The organism is Sphaerisporangium sp. NPDC049457 (assembly GCF_055586705.1).
The window spans coordinates 20,490-38,168 of sequence record NZ_JBVJHR010000029.1; the positions used below are offsets into that span (position 1 = coordinate 20,490).

At 71.0% G+C, this 17,679-nt stretch carries 14 protein-coding genes; 3 read left to right on the forward strand and 11 right to left on the reverse strand.

All coding sequences use genetic code 11. The annotated features are described in order from the left end of the window. Positions 1-59 precede the first annotated feature (59 nt). Positions 60-956 carry a winged helix-turn-helix domain-containing protein gene (locus tag ACZ6QO_RS34850; RefSeq protein ID WP_465857271.1) on the forward strand — a complete coding sequence of 299 codons (897 nt, stop codon included), beginning with the start codon at positions 60-62 and terminating at the stop codon, positions 954-956. On the opposite strand, the gene ACZ6QO_RS34855 is transcribed toward ACZ6QO_RS34850, so the two are convergent. From ACZ6QO_RS34855 to ACZ6QO_RS34890, 8 genes are all read right to left on the reverse strand, one after another. Continuing rightward, entirely contained in the window at positions 892-1,653 is a 762-nt protein-coding gene (locus ACZ6QO_RS34855; protein WP_465857273.1) for a hypothetical protein, read from the reverse strand. The genes ACZ6QO_RS34850 and ACZ6QO_RS34855 overlap by 65 nt on opposite strands. After that, complete coding sequence (locus tag ACZ6QO_RS34860; protein WP_465857275.1) at positions 1,646-3,355, reverse strand: hypothetical protein; 1,710 nt, start codon at positions 3,353-3,355, stop codon at positions 1,646-1,648. Before ACZ6QO_RS34860 ends, ACZ6QO_RS34855 begins: the two co-directional genes overlap by 8 nt. Then, complete coding sequence (locus ACZ6QO_RS34865; RefSeq protein WP_465857277.1) at positions 3,352-4,014, reverse strand: hypothetical protein; 663 nt, start codon at positions 4,012-4,014, stop codon at positions 3,352-3,354. Before ACZ6QO_RS34865 ends, ACZ6QO_RS34860 begins: the two co-directional genes overlap by 4 nt. Before the next feature lie 17 nt (positions 4,015-4,031). Next, positions 4,032-5,381: a YcaO-like family protein gene (locus ACZ6QO_RS34870; protein ID WP_465857279.1), complete on the reverse strand. Its 1,350-nt coding sequence runs from the start codon at positions 5,379-5,381 to the stop codon at positions 4,032-4,034. Then, entirely contained in the window at positions 5,338-6,231 is an 894-nt protein-coding gene (locus ACZ6QO_RS34875) for a thiopeptide-type bacteriocin biosynthesis protein (protein WP_465857281.1), read from the reverse strand. The genes ACZ6QO_RS34870 and ACZ6QO_RS34875 overlap by 44 nt, the downstream gene beginning before the upstream one ends. Positions 6,232-6,233: 2 nt before the next feature. Continuing rightward, positions 6,234-8,690, reverse strand: coding sequence for a lantibiotic dehydratase (locus ACZ6QO_RS34880; RefSeq protein ID WP_465857283.1), 2,457 nt, complete (start codon positions 8,688-8,690; stop codon positions 6,234-6,236). After that, positions 8,687-9,775: a PqqD family peptide modification chaperone gene (locus tag ACZ6QO_RS34885; protein ID WP_465857285.1), complete on the reverse strand. Its 1,089-nt coding sequence runs from the start codon at positions 9,773-9,775 to the stop codon at positions 8,687-8,689. The genes ACZ6QO_RS34880 and ACZ6QO_RS34885 overlap by 4 nt, the downstream gene beginning before the upstream one ends. Positions 9,776-9,852: 77 nt before the next feature. Continuing rightward, a complete protein-coding gene (locus ACZ6QO_RS34890) occupies positions 9,853-10,068 on the reverse strand; it encodes a hypothetical protein (RefSeq protein WP_465857287.1) in 216 nt (71 codons plus the stop codon). Between the two features lie 295 nt (positions 10,069-10,363). Here ACZ6QO_RS34890 and ACZ6QO_RS34895 point away from each other — a divergent pair, with 295 nt between their 5' ends. Then, entirely contained in the window at positions 10,364-10,879 is a 516-nt protein-coding gene (locus ACZ6QO_RS34895; protein ID WP_465857289.1) for an NUDIX hydrolase, read from the forward strand. A gap of 27 nt (positions 10,880-10,906) precedes the next feature. Here the strand turns inward: ACZ6QO_RS34895 and ACZ6QO_RS34900 are convergent, their stop codons facing one another. Then, a complete protein-coding gene (locus tag ACZ6QO_RS34900) occupies positions 10,907-11,251 on the reverse strand; it encodes a hypothetical protein (protein ID WP_465857291.1) in 345 nt (114 codons plus the stop codon). 586 nt (positions 11,252-11,837) lie between these two features. Here ACZ6QO_RS34900 and ACZ6QO_RS34905 point away from each other — a divergent pair. Then, on the forward strand, positions 11,838-14,990 hold the full coding sequence (locus tag ACZ6QO_RS34905) for an AfsR/SARP family transcriptional regulator (protein ID WP_465857293.1): 3,153 nt from the start codon (positions 11,838-11,840) through the stop codon (positions 14,988-14,990). A gap of 261 nt (positions 14,991-15,251) precedes the next feature. Here the strand turns inward: ACZ6QO_RS34905 and ACZ6QO_RS34910 are convergent, their stop codons facing one another. Both ACZ6QO_RS34910 and ACZ6QO_RS34915 read right to left on the reverse strand, forming a co-directional pair. After that, positions 15,252-16,574 (reverse strand): acyltransferase family protein, encoded by a 1,323-nt coding sequence (locus tag ACZ6QO_RS34910; protein ID WP_465857295.1) that lies wholly within the window; start codon positions 16,572-16,574, stop codon positions 15,252-15,254. A 240-nt stretch (positions 16,575-16,814) separates the two neighbouring features. Then, a complete protein-coding gene (locus tag ACZ6QO_RS34915; RefSeq protein WP_465857297.1) occupies positions 16,815-17,585 on the reverse strand; it encodes a thioesterase II family protein in 771 nt (256 codons plus the stop codon). Positions 17,586-17,679: the final 94 nt, after the last annotated feature.

Genomic DNA, 17,679 nt, shown 5'->3' on the forward strand with positions numbered 1-17,679 from the left:
GGCGGGGCGAGCATCGGCACGGGCCCGCACGAACAGCGCTCGCTCCTCGCCATGCCGTTGTGCCAGGCGAACACGGCGGTGTCCACGACCACGCCGGCGGCCGATCTCTGGGACGAGCCGCCCGCCCATGCCCGCAAGACATCCAGACCTACGTCTCCATGCTCAGGAAAGCGGCCAGGGAGTCCGAGCGCATCGAGCGGAGGTTCCTGGCGACCACGCCCACAACCGCCGCTTTTCGGAACGGATCGGTCCGAAAAGCCTCCGCGCCGTCCTCACCAGTGGAAACGTGCCGAGCGACGCTCAAACAGGTTGCGTCGCCACAGCCACCATGCGTCAATCGGCGCGACATCGACACCGACACCGACACCGACACCGACTCGTCGTCGCCCGGCGTGGCAGGCGAGACCATCGCCGGCGGGACGGCGAGAAGGGCCGGCGCGAGTGATGGACCAGTCGATTCATTATCGGAATTCGCCCATGGTCTCCGTATACGTCAGACAGAAAGCGGGATCGCGATGAACGGGTCTGCCGCACACCCCCACACGGAACTGGACGCAGTCATACACCCACCTATTCGATTCTCGATCATCGCCGTCCTTTCCAGGACGAGGAAGTCGGAGTTCGGCAAGATACGCGAGGCGGTGGGCATCAGCGCGGCCGTGCTGTCGAAGCACATGACATCGCTGGAAGCCGCCGGATACATCGAGATCCAGAAGGGGTACGTGGGCAGGCGGCCGCGCACCTGGCTCGCCATAACAGCGCGAGGATCGGACGTGTTCGAACGGCACGCGGCCGCGCTGCTGGCGATCTCGCAAGGCCGGTTCACCCTGGCGCGGCCGGAGCCGGCCGTCCCGGCCGAGAACGAGGGCGGCGTTCCGAGGATGCCGCCCGCTACATCCTCGCAGCGGGCGCAGGCGGCTCTCCCGTCCACCCGCCCGCCGTTCCCCAAGGACTGACCGCCGGATCGGACATGGGGAACCCGCAGGCGAAGGCCAGGAGGGGGCTTCGGGCGCCGCCCGGCCGGAAGTCGGGCAACGGCACACCCCATGGGATCAACCCGCCGAAGATGGAACCGGCGAGCCCGCGCTCACCCGCGGCCAGCCACATGCTGTGCGCGGCCACCCCCGCCTGGTGCATGGCCAGTCGGTGGGCATGGGCGCCGGCCGTCGCGACGGCGGGAAGATCGCAGGTGACGACGGTCATCAGGGCCGCGTCGGCGAACTCGTCCTGGAGCAGCCACTCGCGGGCGGGCGGGAGATCCGCCAGGAAGGCGATCCGCCTGCCGTCGGGGTCCACGTCGTACAGTCCAGGTCGCAGTCCCTCCACCCGGTAGGCGGCGGCCATGATCCGCACGTGCGGAACGGCCGCCCCCGTGTCGAGGGCCGCCCGCGCCGAACGGGGCGCCTGCAGGACGCCGGCCATCGTGGCCTGGTCGATGCCGGCCGGGCGGTAGAAGCGCGTGGCCTGGCGCAGGGCCAGTACGGTCATCGGGTCGACCGTGGGCGTGCTCGCCGGCGGAAGGAGCCGTCCCGCGCCCTGCCCGGCGGGCGGGTCCCACACCCGTGCCGGATCGGCTCCGCGCGGGGAGTGCGATCGTGTGATGAGATTCCGCACGATCTCCATCGGCCGGTGACCGGGAGTCCAGCTAGTCATTCGCCACGCCTCCTTGTTCGGAACCGGTGCGCGTTCGGCGGAGCGTGAGCACGGCGGTGACGGGCGTCTGCCGGACGTCGATGTCGAGCAGTTCGGTCAGCCGGCCGTCGTCCCACTCGGCGAGCGCGGTGACCGTCCATCCGAGGTGCACGGCCGTGAAAGCCAGCTGCCAGGTGGCGACGCCCGCGTCCAGGTTGACGATCCGATATCCGAAGCTCTGGTACTTGTCCGTGAGCTTCAGGCAGTCGCCCACCAGGACCAGCACGGCGTCCGCCCCGGTCCCGGCCCGCGGGACGACCTCGGCCAGGCGCCGCCCGGGGACCTCGTTCCCGCTTCGCAACAGAGTGCCGGCGACCGGGTCGTACACGTGCACCGCTGGTTCGAGGCGCATCCGGTTGCCCGCCACGGGGATCAGATAGGCCGTCTGGGAGCCCATGTTGCCGCCCGTGGGAGCCCAGCGGCGACGGGTCGACGCCCGCGACGTCGTCGCCGGGATGACCTCGCGGATCCCGAACGAGAACGCCAGCAGGGACCCGAGCTCCGATCCGGCCTCGCCGGCGGCGGTGACCGGCTCCCAGTCACGTGGGCGGTCGAAGAAGTGCAGCTCGATGTTGGAGGTGCTGTAGTGGCCCTGGTGCGCGCTCGCCGGGATGTAGCGGCGGGGCGGCTGTGTCACCTCCTGTTCGAAGGCGACCACGATCAGGTCGTCCTTGCCGATCGGCTCGGTGCCCGGCAGGCAGGAGGCACAGCCGGGCAGCTGGACGAAGGTCTCGACCTCGCACGTCCAGGCGTCGACGTCGACGACGGTGACGGCCGACTCGTCGTACAGCGACTGCACTCCTGTCGCCAGGCGGCACACCTCGTTGCCCAGCAGTCCGGCCAGGACGTCCACCTGCCAGGCGGGGATCTCCGCGGCCTCCGCCGATCGCGGCAGCGGACGCTGGGCGCGATAGCACGACAGACAACCGGACCAGCCGTCCTCGAACAGCGGGCTGACCACGACGCCCGAGCCGGTCGGCGAGGCGAGGAACCAGCGTCCGCCGCCCGCCCGCACGGAGGCGTCGAAGACGTGCAACCAGTCCAGGTCCAGCGTGCCGTCGTCGACCACGACGGCGATGGCGGCGGCCGGCAGCGAGCCGGGACCGAGGGGCGGCTCCTCCTCCCGCGTCGACGTCACGCCGCACTCGACGAGCGTCTCTGCCAGCGTCGACCGCAGCGGGGACGCGGGACCCACGACCACGACGGTCTGCCGCGCGAGCTTCAGGGCCGCGTGTACGCCCGAGGGGTTGTCGCGGGTGGAGTCCACGTTCCGGCTCAGGTAGCCGACCACGGCGGGCGGCACGGCGGCGTCCTGCAGCGCGCGCAGTTCCTCGGGCGCCGGGCCCGACTCCAGCATGCCGCAGGAGTAGAGCAGCGACAGAGCCGTCCTGACCACGTCGGCGGACGGAAGGCCGAGCATGCCGGCCAGTTCCGCCGCCGAGCGGCGGCCGTCCAGCAGGGGAAGCAGGCGCCGGACGAACTCGACGTGCCGGCCGGAGAAGAGCTGAGGTTTGGCGATGCCCTCGACGAGGAGCTCGCCCTTGCGGACCTCCGCGATCACGAGCCCGTCCACGACCTTGAGCCGGTCCGGAAGCGACAGCTGCGGGTCGCGCGCGATGGCGGCGGCGATGTGCCGCGAGTCCATGGTGCCTTCGGTGTTCACGCGTCCCCCTTCGATCCGGCGCGCGCGACGGTGAGGTGATCGGCGAGACCGCGCCACGAGCGGTCCCGGTAAAAGGCCGGATCCGAGGGGGGATAGCAGCGGGGACACCCGTGCACTCCCAGCGTCCGCCCCTGCAGGAACTGGGGCTTCGTCAGGTTCACCGCCCGGTAGGCGCCGTGCGTCCGCGAGTCGCCGCCGCGCAGCGCCCCCAGTCCCCACTGCGCCAGCCCGGCGGCCGTCAGCACATGGGTGGGAAGGTGGCCACCGGGTCCCGCGGGATCCCGTGCGTAGAAGGCGTGCAGGTCGGACAGGGCCGCGCCGATCGTCGAATGCTGTATGGACCGGCGTTCGAAGCATTCGGCGCACGAGCCGGTCCCGCCGGGCCGGGACAGCGGACCGGCCCTGAGCCAGCGCGTCTCGTGCACCACGGGGACCAAGGAAGCGCCCCACTTCCCGACCAGATCCGCGACCTCCGCCACCAGCTTCGAGTCGTGCCGCGAGGTGAGCAGGACGTAGGCGTCCGCTCGGGGCAGAAGGCTGGTCACCACGCCGTGCCCCTGGGCGAAAAGGCTCGGCTCGTCGTCCACGCCCCGCCGCTGGAGTACCGCGGCCACGTCGGCCGCGAACGGCCCGACGGCGATGACATGTGTGTGGTTCATCTCTGTCTCCGGACTGGTCAGGCGAAGGGCTGCGGCCACGGGTTCAGGTCGGGCTCGGCGTGCACCGGCAGGCCCATGCGCGCGGGGGCCTCATAGAGCCTGGCGGTGCCCAGGAAGCGGGCACGGTAGGCGAAGCTCAGCGGGACGAGCTCGGGGACGATCACCCGGACCACGCGCAGTCCCGTGGCCCTGGCCTCGTCGGAGCTGATGTCCACCGCGTAGACGGTGCACCCGGCGTCTCGAAGCCTGCCCACCACCCACGACAGGCGCTCGGCCGGGGAGTCCGGTATCGCGGGGATCATGTCCGAGAGCCATCGCCTGTGGGGCGAGTCGAGGAGGAAGCCGAACGCGTGCGCGCGCTCCGCCGCCGCCATGTGCACCGCCCCGTCGAACACGTCGATGTAGTCGTCCAGCGGTTTGCCGTCCGCCTGCCGGTACTGCATGGCCACCCGTCCGGAGGACGACTCCCGCATCACCTTGACCACGGCCCGGCGGGGATCGAGCTCCGTGGCGCACATCACGTAGGTGCGCACCTTCCGCGCCCGCGGGTCCACGTCCACGCTGTAGACCGTCGGAATGCCCAGGTCGGTCGTCCCGTCGAAGAAGCAGGTCCGCAGACCGGACCTGGCGGAGAGCTCCAGCGCCTCGTCCAGGACCGGGTCGGAGACGTCGATCTCGATCTTCGGCAGTGCCAGCCGCTGCAACCACGTCAGCGCGATGGTGTCCCGCTCGACGCACTCCAGCACGGCGTTCAGCAGAGCGCTGTCGTAGTCGAAGTGCGCCGCCGTACCGGTGGAGATGGGCAGCCAGAACCGCTCACCGCGGCTCACGACGGGAATGTGCAGGTAGACCATGACCGCGGGCAGCCATCGAGGTTCCCCGCCGGCGAGGTCGACACCGCGCACCCAGCGCATCGGCGCGTCCAGGTCGGGGGCCACGAGCGGGCAGGCGGGGTTGGCCAGCTCCGGCTCCGAACATCGCGGAACGCGGTTCAGGTCCAGCGCCTCGTCACCGAGGGAACGCGCGCTGGCCCAGATGAACTGCTCGGAGTCCCACAGGCAACTGGAGTAGCGTTCGATCGCCTCGACCGTGGCGGTCAGCCTGGCGTTGTCCTCGGCGAGCCCGCTTCCCGCGCCGTCGAGGGCGGCCCATGCCATGCGCTCGGGTGCCCCCGACGTGCCGGGCAGGATCCGCCCGGGGTTGCCCATGGCCGCGGTGAACACCGGGAACCGCTGCCGTCCGGTGGTCATCGGGATCTGGGTGACGAGGTTGATCAGGGCGCCTCTGGCGTCGACGAGCGGATCCAGCCGCCGCAGCGCGGCCTCAGCGCCGGACGCCGGCGAGCCGGTCATCGGAGCGGTGCTCATTGGCGTTCTCCTTATGTGCTCCGCCCAGCAGGGCGGCGAGTACGGCTTCGTCCGCCGGCGTGATCCCCAGCCGGTTGTTGTGCAGGTGGAGGAGGTGGAACACCCACTGCCAGGTGGTGAGCGGCACTCCCGCGGCGATGGCCTCGGACGCGGTGGCGCGTACGGCGACGGCGCAGGTTTCGGCGTCGTGCACGAGGTGCGGCGGGAGGGCGTCCTCGGCGGCGCTGACCGAGGGCGTCAGACGGGCGGCCGCCACGGCCGCGTCCGCGCGGCCGGCGGGCGCGAAGGGCTCGTCCCTGCCCGTCCAGTACCAGAGGTACCTGGACCAGAACTGCTCCTCCGCGCCGGGCAGGCAGTGCCGCAGGACGTTCCTCATCGTCAGCGCCGCGAGGGCCTGGCGGCTTGGATGGTCGAGGCCCTCGCTCACCGCCCGCAGCGCGATCTCACTGGACGACATGAAACCGCCCTCGGCCGCGCGGACTCCTTCGGCACCTCCGTACCGGCGCAGCTCTGGCTCGTAGAGCCGGACGTCGACGGCCTCCCAGTAATCCGCGGGAGGTATCCCCGGCATGGACAGGACGGGAGCGCCCGGATCGGCGCCGGCCTCCCGCAGCCAGCCGGGAAAGCGGCCGGTGAGGCCGTCGTAGACGTCGTCCAGGAGACTGCCCGGCCCCTGCACGCGCAGTCTGATGTGCGGGCCGCCACGATCGAAGAACCGGAGGAAGAACCAGCTGCCCCGCTCGTTCGCGGTCTCGATCTGGCGGTGCGCCCCTGCCACGAGATCATTGACCACCCCGTCCAGCCGCTCGAAGGCGCCGGGATAGATGGCGCAGTAGAGCCAGGAATACATGATCAACACCCGGCCCAGCTCAGGTGGGCGACATATTCGGCGGTGCGAGGATGTCCGTCGATCACGGGCGAGTCCTCCCCGGCGCGCGGGAGGGCTTCCTCCATGATGAGGATCTCTCCCGGAGAGAGGGTGTCCAGCAGGCCCAGGACCGAGAGAGGCACGTCGGCGGACAGCCAGAGCGGTTTGCGTGACTTGGCGAACAGGTCGGGCTCCGTCGTCCCCCGGCGTACGAAAAGCTCGTCCGCGAGCCCGTGAGCCCGAGCCCACTCACGGTAGGCCGCGAAGGCCAGATCTGGAGTGGACGCTTTCGACTCGGACGACAGTTCGTCCGCGTCCACCACCCAGCGCGCTCTACGGGTGATGACGGAGCCGACGCGTTCGCGAGGCGTGTGCGCGACTCCGGCGGGCCGCTCGAGCTCGAGTAACAGCGAGGCGGTCCCCGGCGCTTCGGGGGCCGAGCAGTACCACGGGCCGGCGATGGTGGACAGCACGTGGGCGGGCCCGTTCAGGATGCGGCGCGGGATGAGACCGGAGTAGAAGGGGACGACGGGGCCGTGCTCGTCCTGCACGACCAGCGTTCCCGACACTTCGTCCAGCCGGATCCGCAGCCGGTCCAGCCGCACCGGCCCTCCTGCCGGGACCAGCCCGCCGCCCATGTCGAGCGCGGGGGCGAGGCCGGCGCACCGCGCCTGGACGGGGTTCCAGTCCGAGGCCACGGTCAGCTCCAGGGGCCGTGACCCCTCCGGCACCAGCCGGTCGAGCCATGCCCGGAGCGGATCCTCGAGGAGTTCGGGCGCCAGCAGCTTGCGGAACCGGGCCGCCACGCCTCCGACGCCGTCCATGAGCTGGTTCAGGACGACCACCTGTTCCCCGTCTTCCAGGGTGGCGAGCTGGAACAGGACCGCGAAGGCGGGCCGGAGCGTCGAGGGACCCGGGCCGATGTCGGGGGCCGGCCCCTCGGACAGTTTGACGTCGATGTTGCGCCGCAGGTGAGGGCCCGGTGTGGTCATGTAGAGGGAGAGGAACGCCGGCAGCGCGAGAGAGTCGTGCGCGGGGGCGACGTGCCGCCGCCAGAACTCCAGCATGCTCACGTACTGCGGCAGGACCCGCATGGAGGGTGAGAGATGCCGGCCATAGCCGGAGAGGGCGTCCTCGGCCCAGGCCGGCAACGCGGGAAGAGGCTCGTTCCTGACGACGTCCTCCCGCACCGCCACGTCGGGGACCCGTGGCGCCGTGGCCGTGGCCGTGGCCTCGTCGAGCTCGGCGGCCCGCCGCCTGATCCGCGACGCGAGAGCGGCGCGCTGCCGGGGTGCGGTCCCGGACAGCCGCGACAGGTCCCGCCGGATGTCACCGAGCGCGCCCGCCACCTCCGCACCCACGGCATCCGTCACCCCGGGGGACTCGGCCAGCGCCGTCATCGAGTGATGCGAATCGTAGTCGCCCGGAGCCCAGGCCGACTCCAGGCGGAGAAGTCCCGAGTCGGTCAGCCGGGCCACCCGGGACCAGGCCGCTCCCGGCTCGTCCCCGCGAACCGCGGCGATCACCTGTGAACCCGGCATGTCATGGGACACCATGGCCGCCTGTCCGTGGTGGACGGTCATGTCCGTCAGCAGATCTTCGCGCCAGAAGAAGCTGTTGGTCCGCGTATGGGAGTACACGGCTCGCAGCGTGCGCGTGCCGTCGAGCCGCACGGCGGGGTGGAAGCGCAGGTGGCGGCCGGCGCTCTCGTACGCGGAGAAGCGCTGGAGGAGCCGGACGTAGAGAGGCTGGGGCAGCGTCGCGACCGCTCGGTAGGAACCTCCGTCGGCGTCCCCTTCCGGGCCCCCGCCGCCGATCGACGCAATCGCCACCGGGCTGAACCAGCCGAGTGGGCTGGTCTTGACCGTCGCCCGCACGAGGTAGTTGAACAGCGTGCGCACCGGCTTCCGCCTCATCTTGGCCCCCGCGCGGTCCGGATCCCCCCGCAGGACGGCGGCCGTGACCTCAGGCGAGACGAGGGAAAGGGCCTTGACCATCTCATCGGTGCCGGCCTGCTCGAACAACCGGCTCTCCGCCTCGGCGAGTTCCGTCTCGAAGATCTTCGCGTAGGCCGTTCCGGCCGCCTCCGACCGCTCCAGGCAGACCAGCCAGCGTGTCAGCGCGTGCCGTGCGTCCGGGGCGAGCCGGGCGGCCACCCGGTCACACGCCTCCTCGGTGATCCGGGGGAAGCGGCCGTTGTGCACGTCCCTCCGGAGGCTCACCGCGGCGCGACGCTCTTCGGCGGGCAGGGTGGGCACGAGTTCGTACAGCGCGTCGGCCAACGGGCCGGCGAGCTTCTCCAGCTCGGACCTGAGCCCGCGCATCTCATCGAGCGCGGCCACGGAACGGCTCGCGCGGAGCCTGCGCGGCTCCGTCGCCGCGTATCCGGAGAAGCGGACGAGGACGAAGGGCGCGATGGCGGCCGATTCCCGGAATGTCATGTCGAGCCCCCGACAGAAACGACGAAACGAGCGACCAACAAGGCCACGACCCCTAGGTAGGCGAGTGCCAGCACGCCGTATCCGAGGTACAGCAGACGAAGCCGGCGACCGGCACTCTTGAGGTGATGGGAGGAGGGGATGCGGAGGACGACGGTCAGCAGGTACCGGATCGCCTTGCGACGGAACGAGAGATGGCCGGTCGCCGCCTCGATCGCGTGCAGGCCGTCGCTCGGCGACAACGGGTTGACGTCGTTCGCCAGGGCCACCAGCAGGGTGTACGCGACCGCCGCGGCGAGCGCGCGAAGCGTCGGGTCGTCCGTGGCGAAGGCCAGCGTTCCCGCCATGCCGGCGTTCAGGGCGTCGACCACGATTCCCGACGCGGTGATGACGACCAGCGGCACCCGGCGGTCGAGCCGGTAGGCATGTGACCGGTCGACGTAGGGCCTGGGCAGGACCCAGAACCAGAAGGCGATCCCGGCCTCGGGAACGGTCACACCGTAATACCGGCAGGCCAGCCAGTGACTCGCCTCGTGCACCATCAGGTGGAGCAGCAGGACGAACGGGATCGCGATCGACGCGGCGCCGAGGGCCCTGACGTCGAGCAGCCGGATCGCCGCCATCGCCGCCACGCCGGCCGCCGCCATGGCGACCGCGCAGACGATGACGCCAACGGCGATTCGGGCACGGCTCCGGGGCCTCGCCCGCTCACCGGACGCGGCCGGCGGAGAGGAGTCACGGACCAGGACCAGTCGCCACATGGGAATGTCCGCCAGCCCGCGGGCGGCCCGGTCGCGCAGCCCGGTCGCCGGTCGCGGGACGTTCAGCAGCCCCATGGCACGGATCTCCGCCAGGAATCTCGTGACCGTGCTCGCCGCGGTGGATTCCTCGACCTGGAAAACGCGGGAAACCTGCTCCACCAGAAATCGGACGGTGACGCCCTGCTGTAAATGCGGGACGAACATCCGCGAACTGCGGCCGAGCTGGAAATAGCGGCCGGTGTCCCTCCCGTAGAGCAGCACACCCGCTTTGTTCTCGGCGACGACCTCCACGGACGACGCGAAGGCGACCGGGAGATCCCAGGACAACCGCGAGTCATCCGCCGGAACAGACATGGAACCCAAGCGCATTGCCCTGGGACCTCCCTTCGACCGATCTTTCAGACTCAGCCGGTGACGGACGATCCGGCCGTGGAGACGCTGCTCGCGCTGCTGCACGTGCCGGTGGAGAAGGTGAAGGCGCTGCTCAGGCTGGAGCCGAACGAGCGGCCCGCCTCCATCTCCTCACCGGAGAGTTCACGGGCGAAGAGTTCGAAATCCGCGGCGAAATCGGGCGCGAGGCCGTGATCCTGCACGATGAATCCTTTCTTTTCGATTGCCATTCCGTGGACATGGTCATCTTGACACGCGGGAATCGCGCGGGTGAAGTGTGACCTGAATCACAAACGCGACGCAGAGAAACCGGTTTCCACCGGGTAACTGAACGCACCGGAGAAACAAGTGCGCCATCGGCAATTAATTCGGATGTCCTATCGCGCATTCCCGCCCGAAATCGACGCGCGACTCCCCGCCGCCGCCCAGAGCGATCGCCGGCCGCCTGGTATCGTCCGGCGCACCTGAACCGATCAGCGGGCACTCCAGGGCACGCGCCGAGCACGAACGGAGAGGCGATACTCGATGACCGGACTGCCGGGAGATCTGCCCATCGTGGAACGCGACGTCGTGCGGCTGGTCGTGCGGGACGCTCTCGACCGGATCCTGCTGTTCCACACCCGCGAGATCACCGCTCCGGAACTCGGCCAGTGGTGGGAGCTGCCTGGTGGCGGCATCGAACCCGGCGAGGACCACCGCCAGGCCGCCCGGCGCGAACTACGCGAAGAGACGGGCATCGCGATCGAGGACGAGCAGATCGGGATGCCGACCTGGACCCGCGACGGCTCGTTCCGCCACCGCGACGTCCGCCATCTCCAGCACGAGGTCGTCGTCGAGATCCGGCTGCCCGGCCCGGGCTCCGACATCGACGACCGCGACCGGCTGGACTACGAGAAAGAGGACTACGTCGACTTCCGCTGGTGGCCGATCACCGAGGTGGCGGCCGGCACCGCCCAGTTCTACCCCCGCGCACTCCCCCGCCTGCTGACCCGCTTCCTCAACGGCGAGACCATCAACGAAGCACCGGAAATCTGGCCGTGACCCGCAGCAGAATCTATGAGCCAACCCCTACGTGGGCCATGTCCCATTCCGGTGCTGGATCATGCGGACGTTCGCGGGGTGCGCGGAACGGCGAGCCCAAGGAGAGGACACATCGGTCACACGAGCCGCGCAACCGGCGATCGCGACGTAGGCGGCGAGGTGGGCCCACCGCGGCGAGGGGTCGGTGCGCCGCTCCGGCGAACGGCCGTGGACTCGGGCGCAGTGGGCGCGAGCCCTCCGGACCCTGCGCTGCTCCGCGACGGCACACGACAGCGTCAGCGCGCCCGCCGTCGCTCCGGCCGCGCGGGTCAGCAGAGCCCCCCAATGGTCGACCTGGTCGAACAGCATGGCGGCGAAACTGATCGCCAGCATGTACGAATAGACGATCAGCCCGGCTCAGGCCATCCATGCCGGCGCCACCAGCGTCCGCCCAAAGGACACTGTCCGAGCGTAGCGAGGGCCATCGTGGGGCGGGATCGAGGGGCGTTCGTTGGGCGGTACCACCGTCGTGGGCCGATCCCTGGCGGTGGTCTCATGTGTGCGCACCGCCGCCAGGGCGTTTTCCGGCATCCGCGGGTCCGTCCGGCCTGGTGTTCGGCATGTTCGTCACGCCCGCCCCGGTGTGAGCGTGACGAACCCTCCAGGTGGTGGCACCGCATTTTCACGTGGTTCCCTTCGTCGCTCGCCGGCAGGTGCTCTCGTCCGGGGCGGCATCCCCCGTGCGGCTCGATGATGACACCGGCCGCTACCGACGGGCTTCTCGGCGCCTACTGATCGGCTCTTGGTCGCCGTCGGCGCAGGTGAGGGCGGGATGACGGAGGTCCGCGACCAGGCGCCGCGCTCGACATCGCCGCCAGTGGGCGACCGGCGCCGTGAGGGGTCCCCGGTACGCCTCGGCCCTGACGCCGCCTCCGGCCGCCCCTTGGATGGCGACTGATATCGGTATTATTGTGCCCCTGTGGTGATCGACGCCTATGAGCGTTCGGCCGATGCCCCGCCCATCGACTTTCGGATACTCGGGCCCCTGACAGTCGAGGCCGCCGGTGTGGAACAGGTGATCGGCGGCCCGCGCGAACGCACCACCTTGGCGATGCTGCTGCTGGAGCGGAACCAGATCGTCTCGCGCGATCGGCTCATCGAGGCGGTGTGGGCCGACGACCCCCCGTCGACGTGCCACCAGCAGGTCCAGACGTGCATCTCGCTGCTGCGCCGATGTCTGGCGCGGGCCGGCGCCGGCGACGTCATCGAGACCCGGCGGCCGGGCTACCGCCTGTTCGCCGACGACCGGCAGGTCGATCAGAGCCGGTTCGAAGCGCTTGTCGCAGCCGGCCGGCAACACCTGCCCGGCGATCCGGCCAGGGCGGAGCGGTTCCTGCGTGAGGCGTTGGGGTTGTGGCGTGGACGGCCGCTCGCCGACGTCGACAGCGCGCTCGTCCAGAAGATGACGTTCGGTCTCGCCGAGGCGGAGTGCGCCGCGGCGGAGGACTGGTTCGACGCGCTGTTGGCGCTCGGCCGGGTCGACGAGGTCTGCCGGGAGGCGGCGGCGCTCCTCGTCCGGCATCCGCTGCGGGAGCGGCTGCTGCGCCAGCACATCACCGCGCTGTACCGCGCCGGACGTACGGCTGACGCGCTCGCCGCCTACCGCCGGGCCCGGGATCTGTTCGTCGAGGAGCTGGGTGTGGAGCCGGGTCCACAGCTGCAGGATATGCAGCGTGCGATCCTGGAGCACGACGCCGGCCGGCGGACCGCGCCGTCGGCGGAGCCGCCGTCCCCCTCACCCGCCACGTCACCCGTCGCGTCGGCGGTGCCGAGGCAGTTGCCCCGGTTCGCCGGCGGCCTCACCGGGCGAGATCATGTCGTCGCGCGCGTGCGAGCGCATCTGTTGTCGGAGGCCACGAGCACACCCGTCGCCGCGCTGAACGGACCGGGAGGCGCCGGCAAGACCGCGTTGGCGATCCACGTGGCGCACCTGATCAGCGACCGGTTCCCGGACGGGCAGCTGTACGTGACATTCGGCGGGGGCGGCCGGCGCCGTCGATGGACGGACGTCGATGTGCTCGAACGCCTGCTGCGCGGTCTCGGTGTGCCGGGCGCGGACATCCCGGACGAGATCGACGACCGGTTGTCGCTGTACCGGACCGTCATCGCGGGCCGGCGGCTGCTGCTGGTCCTCGACGACGCCGCCGACGAGGGCGACGTCCGCGATCTGCTTCCCGCCACGCCCGGCTGCGCGGCCATCGTCACGAGCCGGCCGCGCCTGACCGGCCTCAACGATGTGCTGCACGTCGACGTCGGCGTCCTGGGGCCGCCTGAGAGCGTCGAGCTTCTCCTCCGTCTGACGGGTCGCCGCATCGGCGCGGACGAGGCCGACGCGACGCGGAACCTCGTCGACCTGTGCGGGGGCCTGCCGCTGGCGCTGCACATCGTCGGCGCCCGGCTCGCCGCCCGTCCGCACTGGACCTTCTCCGGCTTCGCGGCCCGGCTGGAGTCGGAGCGCCGCCGCCTCGACGAACTGGCTCACGGCGACCTCGCGGTCCGTCCAAGCATGGCGCTGTCCTACGACGGCCTGAGTGCGCCGGCCCGCCGGTTGTTCCGCCGGCTCGGCATCCTGGAAGTGGAGGACTTCGCGGCCTGGGTGGCGGCGCCGCTACTCGGCACGACCATGGACGACGCCGCCGAAGTGCTGGAGGATCTGGTCGCCGCGCGTCTGGTCGAGGTCAGCGGCGACGAGCAACGGGGCCCGCGCTACCGGATGCACGAGCTGCTGCGGGTGTTCAGCCGCGAGCGGCTGGCCGCCGACGAGTCGGCCGGCGACCGGCATGCCGCCCTGGTCCGGCTGCTCGGCTGCCTGCTGCATCTGGCCGAGGAGGCGCATCGGTGGTACTATGGCGGCCCCAACGACAGCATCATCCACAGCAACGCCACCCGGGTGCCGCTCGATTCGGCCTCGGTCGGCGCACTGCTGTCCGACGGGCTGCGGTGGATGGAAAGCGAACGCGCGCTGCTGGTGGCCGCGGTCGCGCAGGCCGCCCGGGCGGGGCTCATCGAGTTGTGCTGGGACATCGCCAACGCGAGTCTCACCCTGTTCGAGTTGGGGGCGCACTTCAACGACTGGCTCCACAGCGCGACGACCGCCCTGGAGGCGTCCCGCCGCTCCGGGGACCGGCGCGGGGAGGCCGTCATGGAGCTGGCGCTGGGCGAACTGGCCACCTTTCATGCCGACCCGCACACGACGTTGCGGCACATGGCCACCGCGACCCGGCTCTTCGAGGCGATCGGCGAGCGGCACGGCCAGGCGATGGCCGTCCGCGGCACGGCCGGCGCGATGCTCTCCCTCGGCCGGCTCAACGAAGCCGCGGACGGCTTCCGCACGGCACAACGTCTGATCGCTCCCATCGACGACCTGACCACCAAACTGCACATCCTCTACAAAATCGCCTTGATCGAGATCGGCCAGGGCCGGCTCGATCGCGCGGAGGCCCCGCTGTTGGAGGGACTCGCCATCGCGGGCGACCGCATCGACCGGCGTATGAAGCTCATGCTGTTGCAACGACTCGGCGAGGTTCATCTGGAGCGTGGCGAGTGGGCGCGGGCGATGGAGGCGCTCCGCCCCGCGCTGGCCGGAACCCAGGCCGTCGGCGACAGGATCGGTGAGATGCTCGTCCGGTTGACGCTGGGCCGCACGGCCGCGCGGATGGGCGACATGGCCGAGGCGGAGGCGCAGCTCACCACCGCGCTGGGCATCGCTCGCCCGCTGCGCATCACGGTGTTGCACGGTCGTCTGCTGCTGGCGCTCGGGCAGGTGTACGCGGCGAGCGACCGGCGGCACCTGGCCGGGCCGCCCATACTGCAGGCACTCACCGTGTTCCGCGACAACGGTTTCGTCCTGTGGCAGGTCTCGGCCTTGGAGGCGCTGGGACTGCTCCACTGGTCCGCCGGAGACCGGGACGGCGCCGAGGCGGCGTGGCAGGAGGCGCTCCACCTGGTCGGCACGCTGCGCGGCGGCGACGGCACCGACGTCAGCGCCCGGCTCGTCGAACGTCTGTCGACCCTGTCGAACGGCGCCCCGGTCGCCGGCGAAGACCGGCGGACCGTACTGGCGACCATATGAGGCAGCTCCCGGACTCGAACGTGTCGGCGGCGAGGTCGTCCAGAGAGCGGATCGGCTGGGTGTTCTTCGCAGCCGGCAGCTCCTCGACCGAAACGCGGGGCCGAGGGTGCGGGGCGGAGCCGCTTGCCTTGGGGTTGGGGCGGGAGCCCCGATGAGCGCTGTCCGAGCGCAGCGAGGGCGTTTCCCGGGACGGGCGGCGGCTCCCGGGGCGGCCGTGTGGGCGCGCCGGGAGCCGCTTCGTGTAGATGGGTCTGGCCGCGCTCAGCGGGCGGGGGCGGGGGTGGGCACCTTCTCCTCGGGGGCCGGGCCGGGGCCGGGGTCGGGGAGTTCGGGGAGCAGGGTGACGACGCTGGGCTCCTTGGGGGCCTTGCCGAGGCGTTCGCGCAGCCGCATGGCCGGCTTCTCGATGAGGTAGAAGCTCACCGTCGCACAGGCCACGCTGCCCACCAGGGTGACCAGCAGCAGCACCCCGAAGTTGCCGGCGCGGAACAGGTTGCCGTGCCAGAAGTAGATGATCGCGATGTGCCACAGGTACACGCCGTAGGAGATGCGGCCGAGGAACAGCATCACCTTGTTGGTCACCACGGCCTCGATGAACCGCGACCGCAGCTTCGGCAGGGTCAGCGGGGTCACGGCGAGGAACCCGAAGGCCAGGTAGGCGACGTGTTCGACGACGCCCTGCGCGAGTCCGGGGTAGTTGGCGCTGCCCGGGTCGCCGAACGGCGAGACGCAGGCGATCAGGTAGGCGACCAGCGCGCCGGCCCAGCACGCGAGCGGCCACTTGTAGGCGGCGCGGTAAGCGCCCGGCACGTGGTCCATGGACACCTGCGCGGCGGCCGAGAGGGTGGCCAGCATCATGCCGGTGGCGATGAAGTCGACCCAGCCGATCGGCCAGTTGCCCTCGATCGGCCAGGCGCCGAACGACGGCAGGTGCGTCCAGGCGGTCCAGGCGATGCTGATGGGGATCATCAGGGACAGCGAGATGAGGATGCGGCGCACACGGGCGGCGGGGGTGGCGGCCCGGCGCGCGATCTTGTGCAGGATCCAGGCGATCACCGGGAGGGCGAAGTAGAACGCGATCTCGGTCGCGAGGCTCCAGGTCTGCTCACCGCCGAGGACCCAGGCGTTCTCCTGGTAGATCTGCAGCAGCAGGAACGGCCGCACGACGTCCCAGACGCCGTGGATGTTGTCCCGGTTGAGCGTCACCAGGACGACCGCGATCAGCACCCAATAGGCCGGAAGGCATCGCAGCGCGCGCCGCCAGAGATAGGGCTTCACCCGGGGCGTCGGCGTGTCGGCGATGGTGGCCAGAGCGAAGGGGCGATATAGCAGCATGCCGGAAAGGGTGAAGAAAATGGGAAGGCTGACCTGCAGCTGGTTCAGCAGGACGCTCCATATCCCGTTGCCGGTCTCCTCCATGCCCGGGGCCTCGGTCCACCGCATCTGAGTGGCGCTGAAGGCGACGTGGAGAACGAGCACCCCCAGGGCCGCGAGCCCTCGCATTCCCTCCAGGTGCGGGAAATACCGGCGCACCGCGCTGGGGGCCGCTCCGGCGGGGTTACCCGCTTTCTCTGACACGACCATAGAGTGCTCCTTACGAATTGGTCGACGCCACCAGCTTCGGTCCGCCGAATCCCCGCCGCATCTCACCGATTGCGCAGTTTCCGCCGCATCCCGAATTGCGCGCGTCTTTTCCCTCGCGCCCGCGCCCGCGCGTCCGCGCCCGCGCATTCGTGCGTGCTTCCGCCGCGAGAGACGGGCGGCGGTTCCCGGGGCCGGGACGAGATGGCAGGCCTGTGGGTCAGGTCGGAGACCGTCGGTGGGTCAGGTCAGAGACGTACCGGTGATCTCGGCGGCCACGGCCTCGCGGTTGGGCTCGTCGAGGAGGTAGAAGTGACCGCCCGGGAACACCCGCATGCGGGCTCCGGCGTCCGCGCGTTCCTGCCAGGCCACCAGGTCCCGCACGGAGACGAGCTCGTCCCGGTCGCCGCCGAGCACGGTGAGCGGCATGGTGAGCCGGCCGCCGAGGTTGCGCCGCACCAGGCGGGCCGCCAGGGTGAGGTCCGAGCGCAGCAGGGCGAGCACGTACGTGCGCCAGAAGGGGCTGTCCAGGATCTCCGGCGGGGTGCCGCCGCCCAGCCTGACGACGTCGAGCAGGACGGCGTCGTTCCACGCCGCCTCCCGCTCGTACTTCACGCCGGCCGGCGGGTGGGCGCTCAGCACGAGCCTGGCGCACGCGTCCGGGGCGGCCAGCGCCACGGCGACCGCGATGGACACACCCATGCTGTGGCCGAAGTACACGGTGGGGCAGGACGGCAGGCCGGTCAGCTCGGCGAGGACGCCGTCCACCACGGCGCCGGGGTCGTCGGGGGTGGTCTCGTGGCTCTCGCCGAAGCGCCGTTCCCTGCCCGGAAGCGTGACGCCGAGCACGTCGTAGGTGTCGGGGAGGACGGAGAGCAGGGGCATCAGGGCGTTGGGCCCGGCGCCCGCGTGCGGGAAGACCACGATGCGACCCTCGGGCTCGCCGCCGGCCGCCCGCAGCGGGGCCGTCCACGTCCCCGCCTCCGCGCGGCGGACCTGTTGACGGACGCTCATCGGCGGTCCTCCCGCCTTCGGATGCCGGCGCTCATCGGCGGTCCTCCTCCCATCGGTCTCCCGGCGTTCGTCGGCCGTCCTCCCGCCATCGGAT